This is a genomic window from Aeromonas sp. ZOR0001, from assembly GCF_000801015.1.
Lineage (GTDB): Bacteria > Pseudomonadota > Gammaproteobacteria > Enterobacterales > Aeromonadaceae > Aeromonas > Aeromonas veronii.
Genome location: NZ_JRJY01000049.1, coordinates 1 through 26639, shown reverse-complemented (window position 1 = coordinate 26639; position 26639 = coordinate 1). Strand labels below are relative to the sequence as shown.

Annotated in this window: 25 protein-coding genes and 4 pseudogenes; 23 read left to right on the top strand and 6 right to left on the bottom strand. The window is 56.5% G+C overall.

Translation table 11 applies throughout. From position 1 onward, the window contains the following. Positions 1 to 444, top strand: a pseudogene (locus tag L972_RS06685) (MFS transporter); the annotation flags it as partial. Positions 445 to 511: 67 nt separating this feature from the next. Here the strand turns inward: L972_RS06685 and rluF are convergent. Further along, complete coding sequence (rluF, locus tag L972_RS06680; protein WP_047436864.1) at positions 512 to 1528, bottom strand: 23S rRNA pseudouridine(2604) synthase RluF; 1017 nt, start codon at positions 1526 to 1528, stop codon at positions 512 to 514. After that, a complete protein-coding gene (locus L972_RS22110; RefSeq protein ID WP_005350832.1) occupies positions 1518 to 1640 on the bottom strand; it encodes a hypothetical protein in 123 nt (40 codons plus the stop codon). The genes rluF and L972_RS22110 overlap by 11 nt, the downstream gene beginning before the upstream one ends. Positions 1641 to 1986: 346 nt before the next feature. Here L972_RS22110 and L972_RS06675 point away from each other — a divergent pair, with 346 nt between their 5' ends. Then, the gene (locus L972_RS06675; RefSeq protein ID WP_047436862.1) at positions 1987 to 3567 is read left to right on the top strand and encodes an alpha/beta hydrolase; all 1581 of its coding nucleotides are present in this window, start codon (positions 1987 to 1989) and stop codon (positions 3565 to 3567) included. 122 nt (positions 3568 to 3689) lie between these two features. Here L972_RS06675 and L972_RS06670 read toward each other — a convergent pair whose 3' ends face one another. The 3 genes and pseudogenes from L972_RS06670 to L972_RS06660 form a co-directional block, all read right to left on the bottom strand. Then, positions 3690 to 4058 (bottom strand): VOC family protein, encoded by a 369-nt coding sequence (locus L972_RS06670; protein WP_005347086.1) that lies wholly within the window; start codon positions 4056 to 4058, stop codon positions 3690 to 3692. A 163-nt stretch (positions 4059 to 4221) separates the two neighbouring features. Then, positions 4222 to 4704, bottom strand: coding sequence for a hypothetical protein (locus tag L972_RS06665; protein WP_047436859.1), 483 nt, complete (start codon positions 4702 to 4704; stop codon positions 4222 to 4224). A gap of 153 nt (positions 4705 to 4857) precedes the next feature. Beyond that, positions 4858 to 5277: pseudogene (locus tag L972_RS06660) on the bottom strand (very short patch repair endonuclease); the annotation flags it as partial. Positions 5278 to 5504: 227 nt separating this feature from the next. On the opposite strand from L972_RS06660, the gene L972_RS06655 reads away from it, so the two are divergent. The 12 genes and pseudogenes from L972_RS06655 (at position 5505) to gloA (ending at position 18702) form a co-directional block, all read left to right on the top strand. Next, entirely contained in the window at positions 5505 to 6590 is a 1086-nt protein-coding gene (locus L972_RS06655) for a DNA cytosine methyltransferase (RefSeq protein ID WP_047436857.1), read from the top strand. Next, positions 6583 to 8307: an McrB family protein gene (locus tag L972_RS06650; RefSeq protein WP_197058091.1), complete on the top strand. Its 1725-nt coding sequence runs from the start codon at positions 6583 to 6585 to the stop codon at positions 8305 to 8307. Before L972_RS06655 ends, L972_RS06650 begins: the two co-directional genes overlap by 8 nt. Before the next feature lie 10 nt (positions 8308 to 8317). Beyond that, the gene (locus L972_RS06645; protein WP_052200031.1) at positions 8318 to 10732 is read left to right on the top strand and encodes a DUF2357 domain-containing protein; all 2415 of its coding nucleotides are present in this window, start codon (positions 8318 to 8320) and stop codon (positions 10730 to 10732) included. 202 nt (positions 10733 to 10934) lie between these two features. Next, entirely contained in the window at positions 10935 to 11516 is a 582-nt protein-coding gene (gene rsxA / locus L972_RS06640; protein WP_005337600.1) for an electron transport complex subunit RsxA, read from the top strand. A 2-nt stretch (positions 11517 to 11518) separates the two neighbouring features. After that, positions 11519 to 12097 (top strand): electron transport complex subunit RsxB, encoded by a 579-nt coding sequence (gene rsxB / locus L972_RS06635; protein WP_047436855.1) that lies wholly within the window; start codon positions 11519 to 11521, stop codon positions 12095 to 12097. 14 nt (positions 12098 to 12111) lie between these two features. Then, positions 12112 to 14835: an electron transport complex subunit RsxC gene (rsxC, locus tag L972_RS06630; RefSeq protein WP_047436851.1), complete on the top strand. Its 2724-nt coding sequence runs from the start codon at positions 12112 to 12114 to the stop codon at positions 14833 to 14835. 11 nt (positions 14836 to 14846) lie between these two features. Beyond that, on the top strand, positions 14847 to 15899 hold the full coding sequence (rsxD, locus tag L972_RS06625; protein WP_047436848.1) for an electron transport complex subunit RsxD: 1053 nt from the start codon (positions 14847 to 14849) through the stop codon (positions 15897 to 15899). Between the two features lie 153 nt (positions 15900 to 16052). Continuing rightward, entirely contained in the window at positions 16053 to 16685 is a 633-nt protein-coding gene (gene rsxG / locus L972_RS06620) for an electron transport complex subunit RsxG (protein ID WP_005359614.1), read from the top strand. A gap of 15 nt (positions 16686 to 16700) precedes the next feature. Then, on the top strand, positions 16701 to 17462 hold the full coding sequence (locus L972_RS06615) for an electron transport complex subunit E (protein WP_005337608.1): 762 nt from the start codon (positions 16701 to 16703) through the stop codon (positions 17460 to 17462). Positions 17463 to 17475: 13 nt separating this feature from the next. Beyond that, positions 17476 to 18117 carry an endonuclease III gene (nth, locus tag L972_RS06610; RefSeq protein ID WP_047436845.1) on the top strand — a complete coding sequence of 214 codons (642 nt, stop codon included), beginning with the start codon at positions 17476 to 17478 and terminating at the stop codon, positions 18115 to 18117. A 12-nt stretch (positions 18118 to 18129) separates the two neighbouring features. Continuing rightward, positions 18130 to 18232: pseudogene (locus tag L972_RS22220) on the top strand (endonuclease III); the annotation flags it as partial. Between the two features lie 56 nt (positions 18233 to 18288). Then, positions 18289 to 18702 (top strand): lactoylglutathione lyase, encoded by a 414-nt coding sequence (gene gloA / locus L972_RS06605; RefSeq protein WP_005347113.1) that lies wholly within the window; start codon positions 18289 to 18291, stop codon positions 18700 to 18702. Positions 18703 to 18788: 86 nt separating this feature from the next. On the opposite strand, the gene L972_RS06600 is transcribed toward gloA, so the two are convergent. Beyond that, positions 18789 to 19664 carry a flagellar protein MotY gene (locus L972_RS06600; protein WP_005337611.1) on the bottom strand — a complete coding sequence of 292 codons (876 nt, stop codon included), beginning with the start codon at positions 19662 to 19664 and terminating at the stop codon, positions 18789 to 18791. Between the two features lie 266 nt (positions 19665 to 19930). On the opposite strand from L972_RS06600, the gene L972_RS06595 reads away from it, so the two are divergent. The 9 genes and pseudogenes from L972_RS06595 to L972_RS06555 form a co-directional block, all read left to right on the top strand. Further along, a complete protein-coding gene (locus L972_RS06595) occupies positions 19931 to 20854 on the top strand; it encodes an autotransporter domain-containing protein (RefSeq protein WP_423243605.1) in 924 nt (307 codons plus the stop codon). A gap of 623 nt (positions 20855 to 21477) precedes the next feature. After that, positions 21478 to 21660, top strand: coding sequence for a hypothetical protein (locus L972_RS21335; protein WP_153227350.1), 183 nt, complete (start codon positions 21478 to 21480; stop codon positions 21658 to 21660). A 65-nt stretch (positions 21661 to 21725) separates the two neighbouring features. Beyond that, entirely contained in the window at positions 21726 to 22673 is a 948-nt protein-coding gene (locus tag L972_RS06585; RefSeq protein WP_012564931.1) for an IS30-like element ISAeca1 family transposase, read from the top strand. 14 nt (positions 22674 to 22687) lie between these two features. Beyond that, complete coding sequence (locus L972_RS06580) at positions 22688 to 23110, top strand: hypothetical protein (RefSeq protein ID WP_231560903.1); 423 nt, start codon at positions 22688 to 22690, stop codon at positions 23108 to 23110. An 87-nt stretch (positions 23111 to 23197) separates the two neighbouring features. Beyond that, complete coding sequence (locus L972_RS06575) at positions 23198 to 23581, top strand: hypothetical protein (protein WP_047436832.1); 384 nt, start codon at positions 23198 to 23200, stop codon at positions 23579 to 23581. A 311-nt stretch (positions 23582 to 23892) separates the two neighbouring features. Continuing rightward, positions 23893 to 24519: a phospholipase D family protein gene (locus L972_RS06570; RefSeq protein ID WP_047436830.1), complete on the top strand. Its 627-nt coding sequence runs from the start codon at positions 23893 to 23895 to the stop codon at positions 24517 to 24519. A 69-nt stretch (positions 24520 to 24588) separates the two neighbouring features. Beyond that, positions 24589 to 25179 carry a hypothetical protein gene (locus L972_RS06565; RefSeq protein WP_047436828.1) on the top strand — a complete coding sequence of 197 codons (591 nt, stop codon included), beginning with the start codon at positions 24589 to 24591 and terminating at the stop codon, positions 25177 to 25179. Between the two features lie 17 nt (positions 25180 to 25196). Continuing rightward, positions 25197 to 26006 carry an HAD family hydrolase gene (locus tag L972_RS06560; protein ID WP_047436825.1) on the top strand — a complete coding sequence of 270 codons (810 nt, stop codon included), beginning with the start codon at positions 25197 to 25199 and terminating at the stop codon, positions 26004 to 26006. Positions 26007 to 26145: 139 nt separating this feature from the next. After that, positions 26146 to 26639: pseudogene (locus tag L972_RS06555) on the top strand (IS481-like element ISAs19 family transposase); the annotation flags it as partial.

Below are 26639 nucleotides of genomic sequence, written 5' to 3'. Positions count from 1 at the left end.
CGGCGGCCGTGGATGGCGCTGGCAATTGCCATGCAGCTGGCGGGATTTGGCGGCCTCTGGCTGGCGCCAGCCAGTGCACCCATTCTCTGGTGCATGCTGTGCGGCGCCGATCTTGGCGGCAGTTTTTCGCTGATCATGGTGATTGCGCTCGATCACCTGCCAGACCCGCGCCGCGCCGGCACCCTGAGCGCCCTGATGCAGGGCTTCGGCTTTATGCTGGCCGCCACCGGCCCCTGGGTGGCGGCACGGCTCTATCACCTGTTCGGCGACTTCGCAGCCGCCTGGCAGTGGCAACTGGGAGGATTGCTGCTGATGAGCCTGCTGGTAGTGCGCCTCGACCCGCGCCACTACCCCCGCGTCATGGGGTTACCGACCGCCAGCGAGCTAACCCTTTCGACGCCCCTCCCGGCCAGCTCTGCGGCCCAAAGCAACACACCGGCCTGAGGCCGGTGTGTTGGGGATAGCAGTGTTGAGGATCACAAGACGAGGCTGACGCCACTCAGGGGCGAACTCAGCGCCCCTTCTTCTGCCGTCCGGTGTTAGCGGTGCGCGGCTTGCCTGCGGCCGGTTTGCCACCCTTGGGTGCCCCTTTGCCAACACCGCCCTTGTTGGCGGCACCTTTGCCCGCGCCACCCTTGCCCACCGGCAGCTTCTTCTCGAAGGCTTCCGGGCCCGGCACATTGGGACGCCCGCCAATCTCGTGATCGTCATCGCGGCGCGGCTTCTTGCCCTGCCCCGGTTTGGCGCTTGGCACCGCAGGGGCCTTGGCCGCCTTGGGCTTGTCGCCTTTGGCCGGTTTCACCTCGGAGGAGGAGTCCTCAATCAGCTTGAACAGATCGATCAGCTCGTCGTCGGTGAGATCGCGCCACTCGCCTACCGGCAGCCCCTTGAGGCTGACGTTCATGATGCGAATGCGCTCCAGCTTGGTCACTTCAAAACCGAAGTACTCGCACATGCGGCGGATCTGGCGGTTAAGCCCCTGCACTAGCGTGATGCGAAAGACGAACGGCGCCTCTTTCTTCACCTTGCACTTCTTGGTCACAGTACCGAGGATCGGCACCCCGGCCGCCATGCCGCGCACAAACTCGTCGGTCACCGGCTTGTCGACGGTCACCAGATACTCTTTCTCGTGATCGTTACCCGCCCGCAGGATCTTGTTGACCAGATCGCCGTGGTTGGTGAGGAAGATCAGCCCCTGCGAATCCTTGTCGAGCCGCCCGATGGGGAAGACCCGGGTGCTGTGGTTGACGAAATCGACGATGTTGTCCTTCTCGCCCGCCTCTGTGGTACTGACGATGCCCACCGGCTTGTTGAGGGCGATCAGCACCAGACTGTCCGCCTCGCGCGGCTCGATCACCTGACCGTTCACCTTGACCAGATCGCCAACCTGCACCTGATCGCCAATCCCGGCCCGCTTGCCGTTGATAAAGACGTGGCCCTGCTCGATAAAGCGGTCGGCCTCGCGGCGCGAGCAGATACCGCTCTCGCTGATGTATTTGTTCAGGCGCATGGATTCGTTAGCCAGCATGGGTCACCTGCCACAGGGTCTGGGCCGCGCCCGGTTGTGCCATCGCCTGTTCCGGCTGCGCCGGGGAGGCAGTCTGCTGCATCAGCCAATTCACTACGTCAAAGTTCTGCATACCATTCCATCTTCAAAAAAGGCCAATGCCAGCTTATCCATCAAAAAACGCCGCTACAGTAGCATAATTGCCCCCTTTCAGGAGCAGATAGTTGCAAGTTCGCAGCACCCAAGCGGGCATCTGCGGACAAGTTCACAGCGCCAGATGGCCCGCGATGCAGCCTTCGAACGGCCAGCCTGATGCCAACGGCGGGATCCGGCGCCCACAGCCAGCGCGGACGAACGCCATCAACTATAAATATCACCTTGTTTCCATTAGGCTTTAAGCCGGTTGGCAGCGCCTTGGATGCTGCGCCAAACTCGCCCGCCCAAAGGCGGCCCCACCCCCTATCGCCAAGGATTGCACCATGCTGGCTCACACTCGCCGCCTTGTTCGCCGTGCTCTGCTGACCCTGTTGCTGCTGTTGCTGACCGCTTGGGCGGTGATCGCCTACTTCGCCTGGCAGGCAGCGCCGCTGCAGCGGTGGCACACAGTGGTGCCCCCCGAACTCAGTGCCGATGAGCTCGATCGCAGCGACTGGCAAGCCTATCTGACCCGCGAAGCAGAGCTGTTCGAGCTGGTGGCCACCGAGGTAGTCGCCAAGACACCACCCGAGCAGCAACTGGCCAGCAATCGCTACTATCAGGACGCCCCCATCAATCCCGCCCGCTTTCAGCAGAACTGGAACCGCTCCTACCTGCTGCGCCCCGAGGGGGAAGTCAAAGGGCTGGCGGTGCTGCTGCACGGCCTGACCGACTCCCCCTACAGCCTGCGCCATCTGGCCAGACGCTATCAGCAGCAGGGTTTTATCGCTCTGGGGCTGCGGATCCCCGGCCACGGCACCGTGCCCGCTGGCCTCGTGGATGTGGATTGGGAGACCTGGCTGGCCGCCACCCGACTGGCGGTGCGGGAGGCCAGATTGCTGGCACCGGGCAAGCGGCCGCTCCATCTGGTGGGCTTTTCCAACGGCGGCGCGCTGGCGGTGAAATATGCGCTCGATGCGCTGGCCGACCCGAGCGGCACACTGGCAAAACCGGATCGGCTGGTGCTGATCTCCCCGATGATCGGGGTGACCCGCTTTGCCCGCTTCGCCGGGCTCAAGGCCGTGCCTGCCCTGCTGCCCGCCTTTGCCAACGCCGCCTGGCTCGACACCATGCCGGAGTTCAACCCGTTCAAGTACAACTCATTTCCGGTCAACGGGGCGCGCCAGTCCTACCGCCTGACCCACGCCATCCAGCAGCAGGTGCGCCAACTGGCCGCCAGTGGCAAGCTGGCGGCGTTTCCCCCCGCCCTCACCTTTCAGTCGGTGATGGACTACACCGTCAGCACCCGCTCCATCATTGCTGATCTCTACCACTACCTGCCGGCCAACGGCAGCGAACTGGTGCTGTTTGATATCAACCGCAGCACCCTGTTTGGCCCGCTGATGAGCTCCGCCTCCGAGCTGGCGCTGCACCGCTTGCTGCCAAACGCCCCCGAGCACTATCGCCTCACCGTGGTGGGCAATGTGGACCCCGCCTCCCCCGCGACGCAGGCCAGAACGCTGGCCAGCGCAGATCAGCCTGAGCAGCTCCGCCCGCTGGGTATCGATTATCCCAAGGAGATCTACTCCCTCTCCCATGTGGCGCTCCCCTTCCCGATGGACGACCCCCTCTATGGCATGGCGGCGCGCCCGCAGCAGCGGGAGCAATACGGCATCAATCTCGGTGGTCTCGCCCTGCGTGGCGAGCGCGGCGTGCTGATCGTCAACCCCGGCGCCCTCACCCGCACCTCCTCCAACCCCTTCTACCCCTATCTGCAGCAGCGGGTGATGGAGACCCTCACCGCCCCTCCCGTGGCCCCGTCTGCTGCCGTACCCCCTGCCAGCAGCAGTCAACCTGATGCGGCCTATCAGGCAGAAGTGGAGCAGTTTTTACAGGAGAGCGACGAGAGCAGCGCGCCTTTCTAGGGCGTTTCTGGAGTATCGGCAAAGAACCACTGGCGCTGGGTCGATGGCGATACAAGAAAGGGGCCGTCAATTGACGGCCCCTTTCTGTTGATGATGGCGATGGGAGTGATGGCTTGGTGGGCTCAGGGATAGATGCTCACTTCTATCAGGTTCTGGTCTGGATCGAGGAAATAGACAGATTCTATCGGCCCACAGGCACCGCTTTTGGTCACCGGCCCCTCGACAATCTCCACCCCGTGGCAGGCCAGCTGGGCCATCACCTGCTCCAGCGGCCAGCGGGTGATAAGGCAGACATCCCCCGACCCCACCTGCGCCCGATTGCGCGGCTCCTGCCCCAGCAGCTGCAGATTGATCTTCTGGTTGCCAAACCCCACCGCCCGGCGCCCCGCACCGAAGGTAATGGCCTCCATATTGAGCACCGAACTGTAAAACGCCACGGCCCGTTCGATATCACTGACCGTCAATACCAGATGGTCGATATGGCTGATCATGGTTACCTCCTGGTGGTGATCTGGCTGATGTGACCGGCATATGCCCGCAAGCATCCGACTGTCGTCGCCACGGCGGGTAACCCCATCATACCCGGCAAGGGGAAACCCATTTGTGCCGTAGCGCGCAAAGCGAGCGCAAATGATCTGGTCAAATAAATTCGCGTTACTGCACCGCTGCGCACGCTTTGTCACGCTGGGCCAGCAGGGCTTCATCGTCACTGTCCATTGCCGCCAGAATCGCCTGATTGCAAGCCCGCTCTGCCAGCTTGGCCGGACTCTGTTTGGCATCCCCTATCTCGGCACTCCTGATTTCGGCGATAAGGGGCCGATAGCTGATGGCCGCCGAGCAGTACATGGTGCGAAATTTGGGCAGTTGCCAACTGCTGTCATCCTGCCGGGTCAAGTCATCACACAGCTTGTGAAACAGGGCGGACGCCTTGACCGTGCACTGGCTAAAACGCCGTACACCCTGCTCGTAGGGACGACAAACGCTCGGCTGCAGGATCTGCCACAGCTGAAAAGAGAACGGGACCGACTCCCCCTCATACTGCACTACCAGCGTCTTGGCCTCGGTGCCATAGATATCCGCAACCTGCTGCTGTACCAGATTGAGATAAGCCGAAAAAAGATAGGAAACCGGATCCATCACCACCTCCCTGTGGTTGTCACTGCCGGGCTTTATTACCGAAAACCGGGGCGATTTTCAAACGAGTAACAGGCGACAACAGCTTACTGATTTGGCAACAAAAAATAATTACTTTTCACACGCGGTGGAAGCTGGGCCGAGAGTGCTATCCGGTCAGCTGTATGGACGGGAATGATCCATGGCGATCTGCAGTTCACGGCCACCGGCAATCTCGCCATGACTGATGCCGCTGGTCAGCCACCAGCTGATAACCAGAAGCAGTCGTTCCGGATCATGGCGCAGACGCCCTTTCAGGGCACACGCCCAGATGATCAGACGGCGGATACCCAGTTGGTCCAGCTCGGCCAGATGACGGGCATCACGCGCACGATTGCTGGCGATCTTGGCTTGCCAGAAGTCGGTTCTGCTCGATGGCAGCTTGAAGAGATGACAATCATGACCATGCCAGAAACAACCATTCACCTCGATCACCGCACGGTAGCGCGCCAGCCAGAGATCCGGCTTGCCCGGCAAGGCTGCATTGTGCAAACGGTAACGAAATCCGGCATGATGCAACATGGCGCGCACCCGCTTCTCGGGACGGGACCGGCCATCATCTCGCTACGCTTTTGGGGCTTCACGATATCTGTCACAATGTTGCCTCGCTTGTGAATCAGCAACATTTACTGTATAAACGCACAGTTAATCAACAAGATTTTAGTACTGTCATTGGATATAAATCACACAGTTTCGATGCATTCAAAGAGCTTCATAACTACTGACTATCCAGCTCAAAAACTCATTACCAAGAGAATCAATCAATGAACCACTCTGTTTTTTCTTTTTTTTCAGGCTCCGGTTTTCTGGATCTCGGCTTTGAAAAAGCAGGATTTAATGTCGTTTTCGTTAATGAACTAAACAAAGATTTTCTCAATGCATACAAATACAGCAGAAAGAAAATGGGTATCCCGGAACCCAAGTTTGGTCACTTTTTGAACTCCATAGATGACTTTCTCGATGGTCCTTTAAGCTCAGAGCTTAAGACAATGGTAAGTAGTGCAAGAAGCAAGTCAGATAGTGTTGGCTTTATTGGCGGTCCACCATGCCCAGACTTTTCGGTTGCAGGAAAGAATAAAGGTCACGATGGTGAGAATGGCCGTCTCTCCAAGTCATATGTAGACTTGATTATTAAAAACAAGCCAGATTGGTTTGTTTTCGAAAATGTCAAAGGCTTGTGGCGTACAAAAAAACACCGTGAGTTTTATGAATCAATAAAAAAACAGCTTCAAGATACTGGTTACGCGATTACAGAAAGGCTAATCAACTCAATTGAGTTTGGTGCCCCCCAAGATAGAGACCGCATCATCATGTTTGGTTCCTTAAACCATGCAGATGAAGCAATGAGCACCTTTTCTTGGGAAAGATATATGCCATACCCTAACAAGATGGCATTTAATTATCCCTGGCCAACCCAAACACCATTCAACTCTAACCCCAGCAAAGCCGAGGTACCAGAGGAATTAACCGTAAGCTGGTGGTTTAAAGAGAACAATGTGGATGAGCATCCTAATAGTCAGCATTATTTTACCCCCAGAGCAGGTCTAGCCAAATTCATGGTGATAGATGAGGGTGATACCACCAAAAAGTCATACAAAAGACTACATCGTTGGAGATATTCACCTACTGCAGCCTATGGCAATAACGAAGTGCATTTACACCCATGGTTGCCTAGACGGATATCTGCAGCAGAGGCTCTGGCTATTCAGTCACTGCCGAAAGAGTTTGAATTGCCTCCAACAATGACTCTTTCGGCGATGTTCAAAACCATTGGTAATGGGGTTCCATATAAATTTTCATATGGTATAGCAAGAACTGTGGCGGACTTCATGGTGGATATAAATGAATAAGAGTGATTATTATGATAGTGTACTGAAAGAACTTTTCTCTTTAAAGGATAAAGAGCTCTTTTACATATCTCACCCTAATAAATCAATTAAAATTACTGATTTCAACCATGACGATAAAGCAATATATGTTGATAGAGCCGAAAAGAAATTAAAGATAACGTTTGAACAGATAAAAAAAGCAACGGATCTTTTGTTTGATAAAAAGACTGTTCATTTTGATACCGATTTTCATGGAAGTGGCAATGAAAGAACTGTTATAGAAACGCTACTATGCCATACTTCTAATATTGGATACATGAAACCCGGTCATGGTAAATACAAAGGCAAGCGAAAATCAATCAAATACTTTGATGTCGCTATAAATAAAACAGGTGAAAAATGCGACGTCAGTGATGATGAATATATAGAATTTTCGCCCAAACACAAATATTTAAAGTATGACATTCAGTGTTTATATAAGCCTTTTATTCTACTTTCTGGAATTTCCGGCACAGGAAAAACCCGTTTTATTCGTGAGCAGGTCAAGGACTATCCAGGCCAGAAGAATTACTGCCTGGTACCTGTACGGCCAGACTGGCACGAACCCTCTGATCTGCTGGGCTATATCTCCAGGATCAGTGGTAAAAAGGAGTATGTATCGACCCCGGTACTGCATTTTATTACCCAAGCCTGGATCCATATTTTCGAGCATATTGGTGAAGTCAGAACCGATGGCAAGATTGGTCTGAGCCAAAAACAACTGGACCATATTCCCCTCTTCTGGCTCTGCCTCGACGAGATGAACCTGGCTCCGGTTGAACAATATTTCGCCGACTATCTCTCGGTACTAGAGACCCGCCACTGGTATACCTCACCCGAACTGACTGCATTTAACGACAAAGAAGGGGTGGACTACGACTATGTCTACCAGTGCACTCCCCTGCTCAAAGCAGATACGCTTAGTCAGCAATTGGATGACTCAGCACGTATCGAACTGGCGGAAAAACTGGGACTGGACCTCGATGTTTCACTGCATCAGCAGATCTGGGCCAGCTTCTGCCAGCACGGTATCGCTATCCCCTTCAACCTGATGGTGGCCGGTACCGTCAATATGGACGAAACCACCCACGGCTTTTCCCGCAAGGTGATCGACAGGGCCCTCACCTTCGACTTTAACGAGTTCTTCCCCAACGATTTCGATGCCTACTTTTCACCGGCATTGCAGCCAAAACGGCTGGGTTATCCGACCTGGTCAGACGGACGCGCCATTACTGAAGTCTCCGCACTGGAGCAATACAGTAAAGAGAGCGTCACCTTCCTGAAGGCAGTCAACGGGGTGCTGCAACAGAGCCCGTTCGAACTGGCATATCGCGCCCTGAACGAGCTGATGCTGGCTCTGCTGGCCCATCACCCCGCCAATACCGCAGAACTGGTCGCCATCTGGGATGACTTTATGATGTGCAAGGTATTGCCGCGCATTGAGGGGGATAGCGACAAGTTGCGCAGCCATCAGACGGCTGATGGCGACCTGCTGACAGACCTGGAAAAGGTGTTGGCAGAACAATTTGGTAGTCACTGGGATAACACACGCCCTGACCTGTTTAACTGCAAGGTGGCTGCCGCCGATGAAGATTCCGCCCCCGCAGAACCGCCGCACGTCCCCTGCCGCAGCAAGAAGAAACTGGCCTGGATGAAAGAGCGGCTGGCACGGCAGTGCTTTACCAGCTTCTGGCCGTAAGGGGGTTGTGATGGAGTGCCTGTTTACCCTGCAGAGCCGTGACTGGATTTTGCGGATCTATGCCAATGAGAAGACGGTCGGGGATCGTTATCGGCAGTTACAAGCTACCCGCGTCCATCATCAACAGGTGATCGGCAACGCGGGCCTGCCTGCGAGTGCTGGCAGATACGAACCGCCAGTTGTGCGCTTCTCGCAGCCCCTTTCCATCACTCTGGCTGAGGCTGATGGCTGCCCGCTGGAGCTGCCTGATGATCAGGCGCTCTCCGCTCTGGTACTGCCAACCCCCCTGTTGTTTGAGAACTGCTTTTACGAATTCGAATGGGAGTTTCTTCACGGCGTTAGCGAGGGGAGTGATGCGCCGCGGCTGGAGCATCATCTGCAGCGGATCTGCGAGTCGTTTCGCTTCAAAAGCAGGCATGGATCGCAGGAGCTGCTGGGGGGATTCAATACCGGCAACGAAGTAGGCACACTTGCACTCCCCTTCTCCTATCAACCGAAATCGGCTGCAGGAAAAGCTGCTCGCGTTCAGCTGACGCTCTGGTTCGAGGTCTATCCGGTCAAGCTGGATATCCGTCGGGATGTGCCGCTGATCCATCGGGTGCTGGATGAGCAGTACCCCTACTGGCGTTTTACCCTGAACAGCGCAACCAGTCAGCAAGGGGGGCGCAGCCAGCGCAAGGCCGAACCGTTCCCCCTGCTCTGGCTTGCCCATTTCGAAGCCCTGCACAAGGACCTTGAGCGGGGGATCCGCCAGATCATCAATGCGCCCCACAGCAGGCTGCAAAGCAAGACCGAATATCTGCTGGCCGCCAGAATGAAGCGCCCGCCACGCCCGAAGCAGGCCGAACAGATCCGCCAGGATCTGGATAACGGTATCGAACGCAGATACCGGGTGGAACGTAAACAACTGACCACGGATACCCCGGAAAACCGCTTTATCAAGTTTGTGCTGGAGCGCACCGGAAGGATGCTGCAACAGCTGACACAACAGGGCGATCGCACCCTGCTGTCCAGGGCCTTTTTTGACCGTCTGAAGGCGTGGAGCAAACCGCTGGATCAGGCGCTGGCTCACCCCCTGATGCAGGAGATAGGTCCGGCGGCGGTGTTACAACGCGAGTCTCTGGTACTGCAGCAAAAGAGCGGCTATAGCACGGTTTACCGGGTCTGGCAGCAACTGCGCCTCTATCTCGATGCGTTGGGAAATGATGCCGTGGCCGGCGTGCGCAGCATGGATCAGCTCTACGAGCTCTGGTGCGTGATAGAGGTGCGCCGGATTATCCTGACGCTGGGATTTACCGAGGTGAAAACACCTGCATTTAACTTCACCCGCGATGGCTGGGATACCCGGCTGGCCGAGGGGATGAAGTACTGCTGGGAGTACCTTCGTACAGCAGACGGTGTAAGGCTCAAGCTGGCCCATGAACCGAGATTTCACAAGACCAACAAACCGGTTCACTCCCTGCTGGTTCCCCAGAAGCCGGACATTCTGATCGAGGCCACCACTGGCAGTGGCGACACCTTTATCTGGCTGTTTGATGCCAAGTACCGGGTCGATAACGGCACTCAAGATGACCCGAGAGACAGGGTGCCCGATGATGCCATCAACCAGATGCACCGTTATCGCGATGCCCTGCTCTATCAGCAACAGGATGACCCGATACCAAGCCGCCCCACCTTTGGCGCTTTTGCGCTCTATCCGGGCTTTATGAGCCAGCAACCCGGAACGAAAAATCCCTATCAGGAGGAGATCGACCGGATTGGTATCGGTGCCTTTGCCCTGTTGCCAGCAGAGGATCACAGCGGCTCTTGCTGGCTGCAAACCTTCCTTGAGCAAAAGCTGGGTAAATCGGGGGAAGAGTTCCGCTATCCTGCCATCCACTCGGGCCACTTCTATCTGGAAGAGCCCAGCCGGATTGCCACCCTGGGAATGCAGCAGGTCCGCCACCATGATCTCACCCTGATCATTCCGACCGCACTGGAAAACAGCCGCCCGGCGAGCTACTTCGATGCATTTCGTGATGGTTCTGCCCGCTGGTATCACACCCCTGCCGAAACCATTGCCACTCGTTATGATGATCAGCTGATGAACGAGATCAGCTATCTGGCCGTAGCGACCCTTGCGGCCGATGGCCTGACGCGTGAGGTAACCCGTGCCTGGCCTGTGCTGACATGCCGGAAGCTGCGAAGGGAACAACTGACCGAAGAGCAGACCGGTACTCCGCTGGCCGAGGGTAATGTGAATCCTTACTGGTTGCTGGAGCTGGGGCCCTCTATTTCATTGCTCCACCCTCTGACACAGCTGGATGCGGCAAGTTTCAGATCAGCCATGAGACTGACAAGACTGGTAGAACTGCAAGGCGAATTGACCGGATTTTCGGCACTGCCGGATTATTACGGGGAATTATTGCGCACGCATCCAGCCTGAACACCTGACTGCTATCCCGGCTTTGCCAGCCAAGTGCTGGCAAAGCCGCCAAACAACCATCCGCAATCTTGCCCAAAACCCCGGCTAAATTATCCAGTTGCATAATAACCATGCGGCCTTGCGGTTGTTTAACTGGCCCTAACGTCAGATAATACCGCCCGCCTTCAAACCCCGATAACCCGACTTTCAGTGACGGTAATTGATGACTGAGTACCTGCTTTTATTGATCGGCACCGTGCTGGTTAACAACTTCGTGCTGGTGAAATTCCTCGGCCTCTGCCCCTTTATGGGGGTCTCCGGCAAGCTGGAAACCGCCATCGGCATGGGGCTGGCGACCACCTTCGTGATGACCCTCGCCAGTGCCAGCTCCTATCTGGTGGAGCACTATATCCTGCTGCCGCTGGATATCGCCTATCTGCGCACCCTCGCCTTTATTCTGGTGATCGCCGTGGTGGTGCAGTTTACCGAGATGGTGGTGCGCAAGAGCAGCCCGACCCTCTATCGCCTGCTGGGGATCTTCCTGCCCCTCATCACCACCAACTGCGCGGTGCTCGGGGTGGCGCTGCTCAGCATCAATGAGCGACACGACTTTATCCAGAGCGTGATCTACGGCTTTGGCGCCGCCACTGGCTTCTCGCTGGTGTTGATCCTGTTTGCCGCCATGCGCGAGCGTCTGGTCGCCGCCGATGTGCCCGCGCCGTTTCGCGGGGTGTCGATTGCCATGATCACCGCCGGTCTGATGTCGCTGGCCTTTATGGGCTTTACCGGCCTTATCAAGATATAACCATGATCCATATTCTCTTTGCCATTCTGGTGCTCACCCTGCTGGCGCTGGCGTTCGGGATTATCCTGGGCTTTGCTGCCGTCAAGTTTCATGTGGAAGCAGACCCCATCGTCGATCAGCTCGATGCCCTGCTGCCCCAGACCCAGTGTGGCCAGTGCGGCTATCCCGGCTGCAAACCCTACGCCGAGGCGCTCGCCAACGGTGATCAGATCAACAAGTGCGTGCCCGGTGGCGAGGCCACCATGCGCAAGATTGCCGATCTGATGGGGGTCGAGCCCCAGCCGCTGGGGGGCAGTGACGAGGCCGCTGTGCCGGTCAAGAAGGTCGCCTTTATCCACGAAGATCAGTGCATCGGCTGCACCAAGTGCATTCAGGCCTGCCCGGTGGATGCCATCGTCGGCGCCACCAAGGCGATGCATACCGTGATTGCCAACGAGTGCACCGGTTGCGATCTCTGTGTCGATCCCTGCCCGACCGACTGCATCGAGATGATCCCGGAGCCTACCACGGTCGATAACTGGAAGTGGGATCTCAATAACGTGCATGTTCCGGGCAAGATTCCGGTCAAGATTGTGGAATAAACAGCGGAGCAACCATGCATTCCTTACTCGAACGTATCAAAGCCGGCACGCTCTGGGACTTTCACGGTGGCATTCACCCCGCCGACAACAAGCTGCAATCAAGCCAGAGCCCGGTGGTAGACGCCGGTCTGCCGCCACGCCTCATCATTCCGCTGCGCCAGCACGCAGGCCCCGCCGGCGATCTGCTGGTGCAGGTGGGCGACAAGGTCAAAAAAGGGCAGCCGCTGACCCGTTATGCCAAGGGGCGGGTCGTCCCTGTCCATGCCTCCACCTCCGGCACCATCACCGAGATTGGCAACCACACGGTTGCCCACCCCTCCGGACTCGGCGATCTCTGTGTCATCCTCACCCCGGATGGGGAAGATGAATGGGGCGAGCGCAATGGCAAAGCCGATTACTGGAATCTGGAGCGGGGCGAGCTGCTCGAACGCATCCAGCAGGCGGGGGTAGCGGGCCTCGGCGGCGCCGTGTTCCCCACTCACAGCAAGCTCGATGGCCGCGGCCAGCTCACCGAGATCCTGATCGTCAATGGGCTGGAGTGCGAGCCCTATATCACCACCGATGATAGGTTGATGCAGCAGTATGCCGATGAGATCATGGATGGCATCCGGGTGCTCAAGCACCTGCTCAAACCGAAACTCACCCTGATCGGGGTGGAAGACAACAAGCCCGAGGCAATCGAGCAACTGACCCGCCACGCCACCGATGAAGATGTGCTGGTCAAGACGGTGCCGACCAAGTACCCCTCGGGCGGAGCCAAGCAGACCATCGAGCTGCTCACCGGCCGTCAGGTGCCCAAGGGGGGCCGCGCGGTCGATATCGGCATCATGGTGCTCAACGTCGCCACCGTGTTTGCCATCAAGCGCGCCATCATCGATGGCGAACCGCTGATCGAGCGGATCGTCACCCTTACCGGCGACAGCTTCAAAAAGCCCGGCAACGCCTGGGTGCGCCTCGGTACGCCGGTGCGCTGGCTGTTGCAGCGTTTCGAACTGCAACCGGAAGCGGAGCAGCGGGTGATCATGGGTGGCCCCATGATGGGCTTTACCCTGCCCCACGCCATGGTGCCTGTGGTCAAGGCCACCAACTGCCTGCTGGCGCCGACGCAGGCCGAGCTGCCCGCCCCCGGCCCGGAGCAGCCGTGCATCCGTTGCAGCGCCTGCGCCGATGCCTGCCCGGCCACCCTGCTGCCGCAAGAGCTCTACTGGTACAGCCGGGCCAAGGAGTATGACAAGGCCGAGAAGCTCAACCTGATGGACTGCATCGAGTGCGGCGCCTGCGCCTGGGTCTGCCCGAGCGAGATCCCGCTGGTGCAGTACTACAAGATCGCCAAGGACGATATTCGCGAAGCCCGTGCAGAGGCCGAAAAAGCCGAACGCGCCAAGCAGCGTTTCGAGGCCAAGCAGGCCCGCTTCGAGCGGGAGAAAGCGGCCCGCGAAGCGCGCCATGCCGAAGCCGCCGCCCAGCGCCGTCAAACCATGACTGCCGCAGGCGGGGAAGATCCGGTGGCAGCGGCACTCGCCCGTATCAAGGCCAAGCAGGATGCCCCCATCACCGCCATTGCAGCCACCGCCGAGGGCTTGCCTGACAACAGCGCCGTGATTGCCGCCCGCGAAGCCCGCAAACGGGAAGCGGAGGCGCGCCGCGCCGCCAAGCTGGCCGAGAGCGCAAACAGCGAAACAGCCGCTGCGCCGCAATCCACCGAGGCGGTTGACCCCGCCAGCGATCCCAAGAAAGCAGCCATCGCCGCCGCACTGGCCCGCGCCAAGGCCAAGAAAGCCGCTCAGGCTGGCGAGAGCGCCGAGCCTGTGACTGCCGAAGCCGTTGCTGCCCCTGCGGTAGATGCTGATCAACAAAAGGCTGCGGTTGATCCGAAAAAGGCGGCGATTGCTGCCGCCATCGCCCGTGCCAAAGCCAAAAAGGCCGAGGCCAGTGGCGAGCCGGTGAGCGCAGCCAACAGCGCGGTAGCAGACGCAGGCTCGCAAGGCGATGCGCCATCTGCTGCCAGCGAAGCAGTTGATCCCAAGAAAGCGGCTATCGCTGCTGCCATCGCTCGTGCCAAGGCCAAGAAGGCGGCCCAGCAGGGTGACAGCGCAGAGGGCGACCTGACTGCAAATGCTGGCACCAGCGAATCCGCTGCAACCCAAAGCGATGCGCCATCTGCTGTCAGCGAAGCGGTCGATCCCAAGAAAGCCGCTATCGCCGCAGCCATTGCCCGTGCCAAGGCCAAAAAGCTGGCGCAGCAGGGCGCCGGTGCTGAAGGTGCGCAGAGTGAGCCAGCGGCCAGCGCACAGACCCGCGACGATACAGTAGCCAAGAGCGAAGTAACCACCAGCCAAAGCGATACTGCTGCAAGCGAAGAGGTCGATCCCAAGAAGGCCGCAATCGCCGCAGCCATCGCCCGTGCCAAGGCCAAAAAGCTGGCCCAGCAGAGCGCAAGTACCAGTGCAGAGGTAGAAAATGCCGGTACTCAGGTAGAGAGTGCCGGAGCTGAGGGTGAGCGCGCACCGGCCGAGCCGATGCAAAGCGATGCTGTCAGCAGTGAGCAACCACTTGCCGTCACTGCCGCGCCTGAAGCGAGCGCCCCTGCGGCTGATGCCCCGGTTGATCCGAAAAAAGCGGCCATTGCAGCCGCGGTGGCCCGCGCCAAGGCGAAGAAGCTGGCGGCCGAGGCAGCCAGAGCCGCAGAGACCGCCGCTGAAGATGCCCCGTCAGCCGACCGAACAACCACAAGGTAATCGACAGACTCATGTTCAATATTGCGACTGCGCCGTTTGCCCATAACCGCAAACAGACCCGAACCCTGATGCTGCTGGTGATCCTGGCCTGCGTGCCGGGCTTGCTGGCCCAGACCTGGTTCTTCGGCTGGGGCTCCTTTATCCAGATCCTGCTGGCGCTGGTCACTGCGCTGCTGTGCGAGGCGCTGGTGCTCAAGCTCCGTGGCCGCGCCATCAAGCCTGCCCTGATGGATGGCAGTGCGGCGCTCACCGCCGTGCTGATCGGTCTCTCCCTGCCGCCGCTGCTGCCATGGTGGATGCTGGTGGTGGGCACGGCCTTTGCCATCATAGTCGCCAAGCACCTTTACGGCGGACTGGGCCAGAACCTGTTCAACCCGGCCATGGTCGCCTATGTGCTGCTGCTGGTCTCCTTCCCGGTGCAGATGACCAGCTGGCTGCCGCCGGAGAGCGTGCGCGCCTACAGCCTCGGCTTTGGTGATGCGGCGTCGGTGATCTTCACCGGCTTTAGCCTCGACGGCTACAGCATGGCCCAGCTCAAGCAGGGGGTGGATGGTCTCACCATGGCGACTCCCCTCGATACCCTGAAAACCGGCCTGACTCAGGGGCTCACCACCGGCGAGATCCTGAGCGGCCCGCTGTTTGAGGGCTGGGGCGGCATCGGCTGGAGCTGGGTCAACCTCGGCTATCTGCTGGGCGGCCTGTTCCTGCTGCAACAGAAGGTGATCAACTGGCGCATTCCCACCGCGATTCTCGGTGCCCTGCTGGCGGCGGCGACCCTCGGCTACCTGATGAGCCCGGATGCCACCGCTACGCCGATGTTCCATCTCTTTAGCGGCGCCACCATGCTGGGGGCCTTCTTTATCGCCACCGATCCGGTCAGCGCCTGCACCACGCCACGCGGCCGCTTGGTCTATGGCGTGCTGATCGGGGTGCTGGTCTACATCATTCGTCGCTTTGGCGGCTATCCGGATGCCTTCGCCTTCGCCGTGCTGCTGGCCAACCTTTGTGTGCCGTTTATCGACAGCCTGACTCGTCCGAAGGTATACGGAGCCCGTCGCCAATGACCAAGACGATAACGCCGAAACGTATCGAGTGCTGCTGGCCAACCTCTGCGTTGCCCATTTTTATCGACACGCTGACTCGCCCGAAAGTGTATGGAGCTCGTCGCCAATGATGTTTCTGCCCTTTTCCCCCATCACAGCTGACGGAGCCCGGACATGTTAAAGAGCATGCGCAAGAACGGCCTTATTCTGGCGATGTTCGCGCTGGGCTGTACCGCGCTGGTGGTACTGACCAACGAGTTGACCAAGGATAAAATCGCCCACCAGCAGCAGCTGGAGAAGCAGCAGACCCTCTCGGTATTGCTGCCGGAGGGGAGCTATGACAACGATCTGGTGGCCAGCTGCAAGCAGGTGACCAGCAGGAAGTATCTGGGCAGTGATCAGCCGCAGGCCCTCTATACCGCCAGCAAGAATGGCGTGGTAACCGGCTATGCGCTGGAGGCGATCGCGCCGGATGGCTACAGCGGGGCAATCCGCATCGTGGCGGGCTTTGATGCCAAGGGCACCATCACCGCCGTACGTGTGCTCGCTCACAACGAGACCCCGGGCCTGGGTGACAAGATCGAGCTGAAAAAATCGGACTGGATCAACAGCTTTGCCGGAAAATTCCTGACCCATGACAACGAGCCCCAGTGGGCGGTGAAGAAGGATGGCGGCGAGTTCGATGCCTTTACCGGCGCCACCATCACCCCGCGAGCCGTGGTCAAGGCGGTGAAGAACCTGCTTAAACTGCAGCAGGAGCAACCCGAGCTGCTCAGCAACGCCCCGGCTTGTCCGGCGGCGAACTAACGGAGTCGAGCCATCATGAACCAGATGGAACAGATTGAAACGGGCGCAGCCCCGATTGCCGAGCTGGAAAGCCGCAAGGGCGAGCTCAAGGAGCTGATGAGTCAGGGGCTGTGGAAGAACAACCCCTCGCTGGTGCAGGTGCTGGGGCTCTGCCCGACCCTCGCCGTCTCCTCCACCTTTACCAATGCGCTGGGGCTAGGCCTTGCCACCATGGCGGTGCTGGTCTGCTCCAACCTCGCCGTCTCGCTGGTGCGCAACTGGGTGCCGAAGGATATTCGCATTCCGGTCTATGTGATGATCATCGCCTCGCTGGTGACCAGCGTGCAGCTGCTGATGAACGCCTACACCTATGGCCTCTATCAGGCGCTCGGCATCTTTATCGCCCTGATCGTCACCAACTGCGTCATCATCGGCCGCGCCGAGGCCTATGCCTCCAAGAACCCGCCGCTGCTGGCGGCCCTCGATGGCCTGATGATGGGCCTTGGCTTTACCCTGGTGCTGCTGGTACTGGGCGGCATGCGCGAGATCATCGGCATGGGCACCCTGTTTGATGGCGCCGAGCTACTGCTGGGCGAGTGGGCCAAATCCCTGCGCATCGAGCTGTTCCACGCCGATGCCAGCCTGCTGCTGGCGATTTTGCCGCCGGGCGGCTTTATCGGGCTGGGGCTGCTGATCGCTGCCAAGAACGCCATCAACGACTGGCGTGATCGCAAACAGGCCGCTACCGTAGCCCACTGCAACGTTGCCCCGGCCCGCGTCCGGGCGACCGAGCTATGATCGGACGCAAGGCATGAACAACCAGAAACGCAGAGCGATCCTGGAGCGGCTGCGGGAAAACAACCCCCACCCCACCACAGAGCTCAACTTCAACTCGCCGTTCGAGCTGTTGATTGCCGTGCTACTCTCGGCACAGGCGACCGATGTCAGCGTCAACAAGGCGACCGACAAGCTCTATCCGGTGGCCAACACCCCGCAAGCGATGCTGGATCTCGGGGTGGACGGGCTCAAGGAGTACATCAAGACCATTGGCCTCTTCAACACCAAGGCCGAGAACGTCATCAAGACCTGCGCCATCTTGCTGGAGCGCCACGGAGGCGAGGTACCTGAGAACCGCGAAGCGCTGGAAGCCCTACCGGGCGTCGGTCGCAAGACCGCCAACGTGGTGCTCAACACCGCCTTTGGCTGGCCCACCATCGCCGTCGATACCCATATCTTCCGGGTATCGAACCGCACAGGCTTTGCGGTAGGCAAGAACGTGGATCAGGTGGAGGAGAAGCTGCTCAAAGTGGTGCCCGCCGAGTTCAAGCTGGATGTTCACCACTGGCTGATCCTGCACGGGCGTTACACCTGTCTGGCTCGCAAGCCCCGCTGTGGTTCCTGTATCATCGAGGACTTGTGCGAATACAAAGAGAAGGTCTATCCAGAGAGCTGAATGACTGGGCGCCACAACCGTCCTACCTGTCTCGCTCGCAAACATCCGCTGCAGTGGTTCCTGTATCATCGAGGACCTCTGCGAGTACAAAGAGAAGGTCTATCCCGAGAACTGACCGCCTCGCAACCGAGATTGAAAGCAGTACACATCACCAACCCGGAGAACTGAGCAATGAGAATTCTGCATACCATGCTGCGTGTCGGCGATCTGCAACGCTCCATCGACTTCTACACCCGCGTCCTCGGCATGAAGCTGCTGCGCAAGAGCGAGAACAGCGAGTACAAGTACACATTGGCCTTCGTCGGCTACGGTGACGAGAAAGATGAAGCGGTGATCGAGCTGACCTACAACTGGGGGGTGAGCGAGTACGAACTGGGCTCAGCCTACGGCCACATCGCGCTGGAAGCGGACGACATCTACGCCACCTGCGACGCACTGCGCGCCGCCGGTGCCAAGATCACCCGCGAGCCAGGCCCGGTCAAGGGTGGCACCACCGTGATCGCCTTCGTCGAAGATCCGGACGGTTACAAGATTGAACTGATCGCCAAGAAAGATGCCGGTACTGGCCTCGGTGACAGCTTCTAAGCTGCCCTAATCCCGCTGCCGAATGGCTGGATCAAAAAAGAGCGCAGATGCGCTCTTTTTTATGCTTCTCTGACCGGGCCGCAAAGCTAGATCTCGCCATTGCGCCCCATGCTGATCACCACCCGCCGGTTCTTGGCACGACCCTGCTCCGTTTCGTTGGAGGCAACGTGCTGCTTCTCGCCATGCCCCTCCACCGAGATCTTGCCGGGATCGATCCCCAGATCGACAAACACCTTCTTGATGGCATCGGCCCGTTTCTCGGAGAGTTTCAGGTTCGGCCAGCGGCCGCCATAGCTATCGCTGTAAGCATCGATCACCACCACGTCGATGCTCTTGTCCGCCTTGATAAACTCGCTGATCATCGCCAGCCGCCGCTTGGAGGGGATGGAGAGCTGATCGCTGTTCTTGTCATAGGTGAGCACGCTAAAGGCGATATCGTTGAAGCTGTAGGGCAAGAGCCCGCTCAGACAGTCGATAAAGGCCTGATATTTGACCCGAAAGTTGACCGACGAGAGAGACACTCGCACCGCGCGGTTCTGGCGATACCAGTCCCGATACTGGAAGGTCGGCATCCGCCCCCCCTCCAGCTCGTCGAGCATGGTCCAGGCGGTTTGCCCCTCCACCAGCCCATCGAACTGCTGATAGAAACGCAGTTGACTCACTTCTCGCCCGGCTATTCCCGGGCGCCATACCGGCGGCATGATGCCAAGACTCACCGTCTGGGTCTGGGCCTGCGGCCGCTTGCCCTTGAGCTCAAAGTCGAGGTTGATCTTGCGACCGGCACGACTGACAAAGGCCCCCGTACCCCAGTTGGGGATCGGGTGCTCGAGGCGACACTCAATCTGGGTATCGGAGGTCAAACGCCAGACGGATTGATCCAGACCGGCACCAAATTCGGTGACCCCAGCCTGTAACTGCATACTCACGGATATGCTGACCAACCCCAACACCCAAGCGTTCAATTGCTTGCCCTCCACACGATCTCACAAGAGATATCGGCGGCAAGAGGCCAAGCTTTAGCGACAAACTGCAAAGACGTGCCGTTGGTGTGGCAAAGGCTTGCCCCTCAGCGGCAACCGACCGCAAGCGGCGCTTATTCCCCCCCTCTTAGCTCCGTGCCAACCGGCAGGAAGCTCGCTACAGTAAAGCCAGGGCAATCAGACGCCGCTTATCGGGAACCACACTCATGCACAGCTCTTGCTTCTCTTTATTGCAGATGTTGTTGCCAATGCTGCTGGCGCTATCCGGCGGCGCCGTCAAAGCTGCAACACAGGATCAGGAGTGGGCACAGGAACGCGCCAATGCGGTGCTTTCGCTGATGACCTTCACCGTGGTGCCCGACATCACCGCCAGCAACCTCGATATCGGCAGCGGCACCAATCAATCTGCCGCCCTCAACATGACCCAGATCGGTGGCGGCGCAACCATGAGCGAAGCCGTGCCCATCTATCTGGAAGGGGCGATCGGCTTTAGCCGCTACGATCCCCAGTTTGTGGTGAGCAACGGCACCGAGAGCCGCACCCTCCCGACCAAGTGGAACAGCCTGACAGCTTCGGGCGGGATCGGCTGGGATATCGCCCTCCATGAAGACCCGCGCGGTGGCCACTGGGTGCTGCGCCCTATCGCCAACGTCTCGCTCGGTACCATGGCCAGCGATCTGCGGATCGGCAACTGGCTGCTGGAGCGCACCAAGGGCTACTCGCTGGATTTTCTCGATGGTGGGCAGCTCAATATGTACGGACTGGGAGGCTCGCTGATGCTCGACTACGAGCTCTTTTCAAAGGCGCAGGATATCGATGTCGAAGTGCGCTACTCCTACCAGCACCTGCAGAGCTTTGGCGGTACCTCGACCAGCGTCCGTGGTCACGCCGAAGCGGAGAACCTCGGTCTCTATCTGCGCCGCCGGGCCCCGCTATTCCACTGGACACTGCTCGACAGACCGGTACGCTATGTACTGGAGGGGGCTCATACCGCATATCTGGGGGAGCAGCGGGGGTTGCTTGGATTTGACTCCCTCAACTCTATCGGCGCCGGTCTGGAGCTGGACAGCAGCAAGTACGACATCATAGTCACCCGTACCCGGCTGGTTGCCCGCTATATGTTCAGCCACAACACCAGCGGTTATTCCATCGGGTTGGCCATGAGTTTCTAAGTCGTTATATTTTCCTGCCACGAGTGGGCAATCCTCAGGAAAAGTACATTAACACTCCAGATAATCATGTCTCTATTGATGGAGGGTTTATTTATTCTGTCCTTTTCATATGCCTCACCACCCAGTCATATCAGGTAAAAATATCTACCTGCTGGTAGGCTAGTTTTCCCCCTCGCACACCAAAAATTGGTGCTTTTTTCTGTTTATTTACGGCGCGTAATGGCTGATTGGCCCTTAATGTCGCCAGCCTGTACCCGCTTGCAACAGAGAAAATACTCGACTCCAGATATTGCAGCCCAATGGCCAACTTTACCGATACCCATAAGGAACCAACCCGGAGGTCCCCCATCTTTTACTCAGTGACCTGAGATGCGCCTAACTCATTGTTTTAAATGATTTATAATTTTTCATATTTTATGAACTCAATTAATCCTGTTTTATTTTACTTACATCACCCGACTGCTAAATTTGGCGTCATCCCGGCAGGACGAGGTGCACTGAAACGACTGACTGCGGGCTACCGATAACAGGTGTGCAATGAGCACAGAAATAACGTTCAGGCATAACAACCGTTATTTTGACGACATCACACTTGCTGTTCCTTGTTGATTTGAGGTTATCTGATGAAAAAAACGCTGCTTGCTCTCTCTGTATTGGTCATAACCGGAACCGCATATGCAGGGGTGCCTGATTTATCCGCCAGCTGTCCTGGACATATTAATCTTCGCGTCGAAGATGGCACGGCTTATATCAATAACCAGCAAGTCGTGAATTCAGATAATAAGTGCAATGCCCATGGTGCATAGGAGAGAGGCGGTCAACTACCAGTTAGGGTACGCTTCTTCTCGCCAAAGAAACAAAGCGATACACCATGAAATACCAGCAGTTGACCGAGGGGCTACGATACCAGATTGCCTGCCTCCGTGACCATGGCCTGTCACAGGCCCGCATTGCCAAACAGCTCGGGGTTCATCCATCGACTATCAGTCGTGAGCTTCGTCGTAATTGTGCTGGGCAGGCCTATCAGCCGCAGCAGGCTCACCAACTTGCCACGGCACGACGGCTGACGAGTCAGAAGCGTACTGTCCCGTCTGATACCATCGACTTTGTTTGCATGGCGCTGGTCGCGGACTGGAGTCCCGAGCAAATCAGTGGCGTTGGAGACATGATTAACTGCCCGGTTAGCCACGAGTGGATATACCGCTATGTGGCACGCGACAAGGCCAACGGTGGCACGCTATACCGGCATCTGCGTCAGGGTCACAAACGCTATCGCAAGGGTAAGAACAGCAAACGCAGTGTCATTCCCAATCCGGTATCGATTGATGAACGCCCTGCGATAGTCAATGAGCGGAGCCGTGTGGGAGATTGGGAAGTCGATACCGTGTTGGGTAAGCAAGGCAGCGGTGCAATAGTGAGTCTGTTGGAGCGTAAGAGCCGGCTCTACCTGGTTCAATACGTTCCCAGCAAAACAGCCAGCGCGGTGGCGGACACCATTATCAGCATGCTGAAACCCTACCAGGCACATGTCCATACCATCACAGCTGACAATGGTAGCGAGTTTGTCGAACATGAACGTGTTGCAGCAGAGCTGGAAGCGCAGGTGTACTTTGCGCATCCATACAGTGCATGGGAACGGGGACAGAATGAGAATAGCAATGGTCTGCTGCGGCAATATGTGCCCAAAGGCAGTGATTTGAGTGTGGTGACAGCAGAGGCACTGTCAGCCGTCGAAAAGCGGCTGAACTTCAGGCCGCGCAAATGCTTGGGATTTAAACAGCCACAGGTGGTTTTTGACGAACTTCTGAAAGCAGCCTGATTTTTAATCGGGAATTGCACTTCGAAGTTGAATTCGCGGTTCCGCTTAAAAAAGTAAATTCAAATTTCTACGAGGCGAGCAAGGGGCGCACCACCCTCTCCATGGTGAAAAATGGCGACTGGGGCATCACCTATTTTGTCAAAAATGGCGACAGCGGCGCCTGCCAGCTCAATGACGATGAGAACGATGACGACGGCGATGATGAGAACGCCAGCAGCAGTGCCTACAACGGCAGCACTGCGCAAACCAAGGTTGCCGAGAACGCCTGCATGAACGCCATCGCCAGAAAAGCGGGCGTCAGCCGCAGCAAACTGACCCTCGACTATGTGGCCGACTCCCAGGCGGGGATGATGATTGATATCAAGGGGCCCCATGACCGGCTCTGGCACTGCCTCACCGACGCCCGCGGCCACATTTCTGGCATCAATCAGGACTGATTTCGAGCCACGGCTCAACGGGGCCCACACCTACCGTGGGGGCTCCACCCCTTATCCATTGCAATTATTTGATACAGGTAAATGAAGATGAAATCCAAACAGACTCTGCTCAATGTCACCCTCGGTTGCCTGCTGGCGATCGGTATCTCCGGCTGCGCCGTGGCCAAAACCCATCACGGCCACAAGACCCATGCCCAAGCGCACGCTCAGGAAGGTGCCGTGCAGTATGGCGACGAGAGCCCGTGGGCTGGCAACTATAAGGCGGTCACTGACGATGGCCGCACCGTGGCCGAAATTCACGTCGATACCACAGGGGAGACCTATATCGATGGCAATCAGGTCAAACCGAGCCACAGCGGCAGCGACTACCTGAAATTCAAGCAGGAGACCATCACTTACACCCTGCGCAAAAGCGGCGCCAGCTGGAAAGACAGCGATGCCGGCACCAGCGGCCGCATCCTGTTCGATTGATAACCCCGACACCGGCCTTGCCAGACACCAAGCCCCGACAAGGGGCTTTTTTACACCTGCGATTTACCATCAACCACAGCCCGCCCCGAAAAATCCAGCCTTGTCACAGAGTTAGTGCAATCTGTCACATATTCCTTCTGATGGAATGGGTAGAATGGCTCAGTTTGGCCCCCATCATCCACATAGAGCCACGATGTCGATTGCCAACCGCACTGGCTGGGTGATCACGGCACCCGGAATGGAGATGGCCTGCCGAGCTCCAGCCAAGTATTTGCGCCACCAGTTACACCAAAGGGATAGAGATTTTTGCCATGGCCAAGTTTTTGAATACCAGCGCAACCAACTATTTTCTTGAAGAACTTATCAAAGATGCCAAAGAACGTCTGATCCTGATCAGCCCCTTCCTCAAGCTCAACGACAGGATCAAGGAGCTGCTCACCGACAAGAACCGCCTCAAGATCGATGTGCGGATCGTCTATGGCAAAAGCGAACTGCAACCGGAAGAGATCAGCTGGCTCAAAGAGCTCACCTATATCCGCACCAGCTTTTGCAAAAACCTCCATGCCAAGTGCTATCTCAATGAAGAGATGTGCATTGTCACCAGCCTCAATCTCTACGAGTTCAGTCAGGTCAATAACAACGAGATGGGGGTATTGATCCAACGCTCGGAAGATCATGACCTTTACCGTGATGCCTATGATGAAGCCCAACGGATTATCCGGGTTAGCGAAGAGGTTCGCATCACGTTGGAGCGCGTCGCAAGCAACAGTGACGAGCATGATACCTCGACCGCCAATACAGCTCCGGCACCAGCTTGTCCCAAATGCGGTACCCCTATGGTATTGCGTATCAGCAAGCGGGGGGACACCAAGGGCAATAGCTTCTGGGGCTGTCCCGGCTATCCACAATGCCGCAGCTTGCTCCCTATTGAGAACTAAGCATCGAATTAAAAATCACTTGCTCCTGAACAGATCACTAAATTCATAAATTTAAAATAAGGATGTTGTATGCCAGAGTTAGCTATCTCAGATTTCACTAATATCGCTGTTGCAACGGGCTCACCTAAAAACACAAAACTTAGACAGATCGCTCTTAGAGGTGACTACGCACACTATAAAGATTATTACTTGCAACTTAGAACAGCTATAAAGTCACTTTTTAGCCAAAAGAGACACGTTTCATACCTGATTGATATATCACGAAGGCAAAAGGACTCTAGTAAAAAAATAAAATTTGAACGCCTCGCTCAAAATTTTATTCAATGGCAGTCAGGTAAGAAAATTGATGTTTATGCATCATTGCGCGAGTCCTTCGTTTTTAATAGTACAACTATTCATTGTAACCCCGAGCTAAGCGCATTAATAAATGGGGTTAGAACTCATGTCAAGCTCCATTTCACCGAGACACAGAGAATGACAAAGGAGCGAGCGGACTACATCTGCTATTTAATGCATGAAGCAATTCAAGAGGTTGGTGCGGAATATATCGTTCTTGATTTACATTCAGGCCAAGAGTTCAGACTTACCTCTAACAGAGACAGAATGGAGGAAAAAGTGTGTCAGGAAATATTATGGATTGAGCAGAACTGGCCTATTTAACTCTTCGAGGATTATTCATGAAATGTGCACTGATCTATGATTTTGATGGAACCTTGGCTGAAGGTGATTGCGCCCAGCATGGGGTTATGCCCGAATTAGAGATAACAGATATTCCTGAATTTTGGGCTAGTGTTAAGCGTAGAGCAAAGGACGATGACGGCGATGAAATTTTAACCTATCTTGGCATGCTGGCAGAAAGGGCTCGCATGCTTAAATCTGATGTCCTTAGTACAGAAAAACTAATGATGCATGGACAATCTATCCCCCTATTCAGTGGCGTCGAGTCATGGTTTGACAGAATTGCAGAAAGTATTGACCTAGAATTAGAGCATTACATTATATCAAGCGGTCTTGATTCAATGATCAGAGGTACTTGCATTGGAAATAAATTTCGTGACATTTACGCTTGCAAGTATCACTACTCAGATGATAAGTATTACGCAACATGGCCAGCTCAAGCAATAAACTATACAACAAAGACCCAGTTTCTATTTAGAATAAACAAAGGGATACATAATTCTTGGGATAATGGAGAGGTAAACAAATTTATTGAACTTCAAGATAGAGATATCCCCTTCCAGAGGATGATATATCTTGGTGATGGTGATACAGACATTCCATCCATGAAGATGGTCAGATATCAAGGTGGTAGATCTATAGCAGTCTTTGATAACAAAAAATGGCCTTTGAAATCAACTCAAGACAAAGTTGAAAAACTCATTTCTGAAGAGAGAGCTGATTATGTTGTTCCTGCTCTGTATGATGAAGGTAGTCACCTAGATATTACTGTGAAAGGCTTGTTGAGGCTATTTAAAAGAAAGGGATAACTCTTAAATTATGTATTGATATAAATATGGGTGTATGGAGATGGTATTCACCTGACAGTCGCCCACAAAAGGGAGTGGTCATACGGCTTCAAACCGGATAACAAAACGGTACCCCTACCGTGTTATCTGGAGTCACCGTATGACCACCAACGAGAAAGTAGCACGTCGCAAACTCAGCCTGCTAGAGCTTGCCAAAGAGCTCAATAACGTCAGCAAAGCCTGCAAGCTCATCGGCTACAGTCGTCAGCAGTTCTACGAAATTCGCCGTAATTTCCAGACCTATGGTGCCGAGGGATTGCTCGACAAATTGCCCGGCTGTAAAGGGGCTCATCCCAATCGGGTCGCTCCCGAGATTGAACAGGCCATACTCGATTACTCCCTCACCAGACCAACTCATGGCCCGCTGCGGGTCGCCCAAGAACTGGCTCTGCAAGGCATCAACGTCAGTGCTGGCGGTGTGCGTGGCGTGTGGCAACGGCACGACTTGTTCTCCAAACACGACCGCTTGTTGCGCCTCGAGAAAATGCACCGGGAGCAGACCATTGAGCTCAATGACGAACAAATTCGCCTGTTAGAGCGATTCAGTCCGGAGTTCCGAGAACGCCAGATTGAGGTTCACTACACCGGAGAACT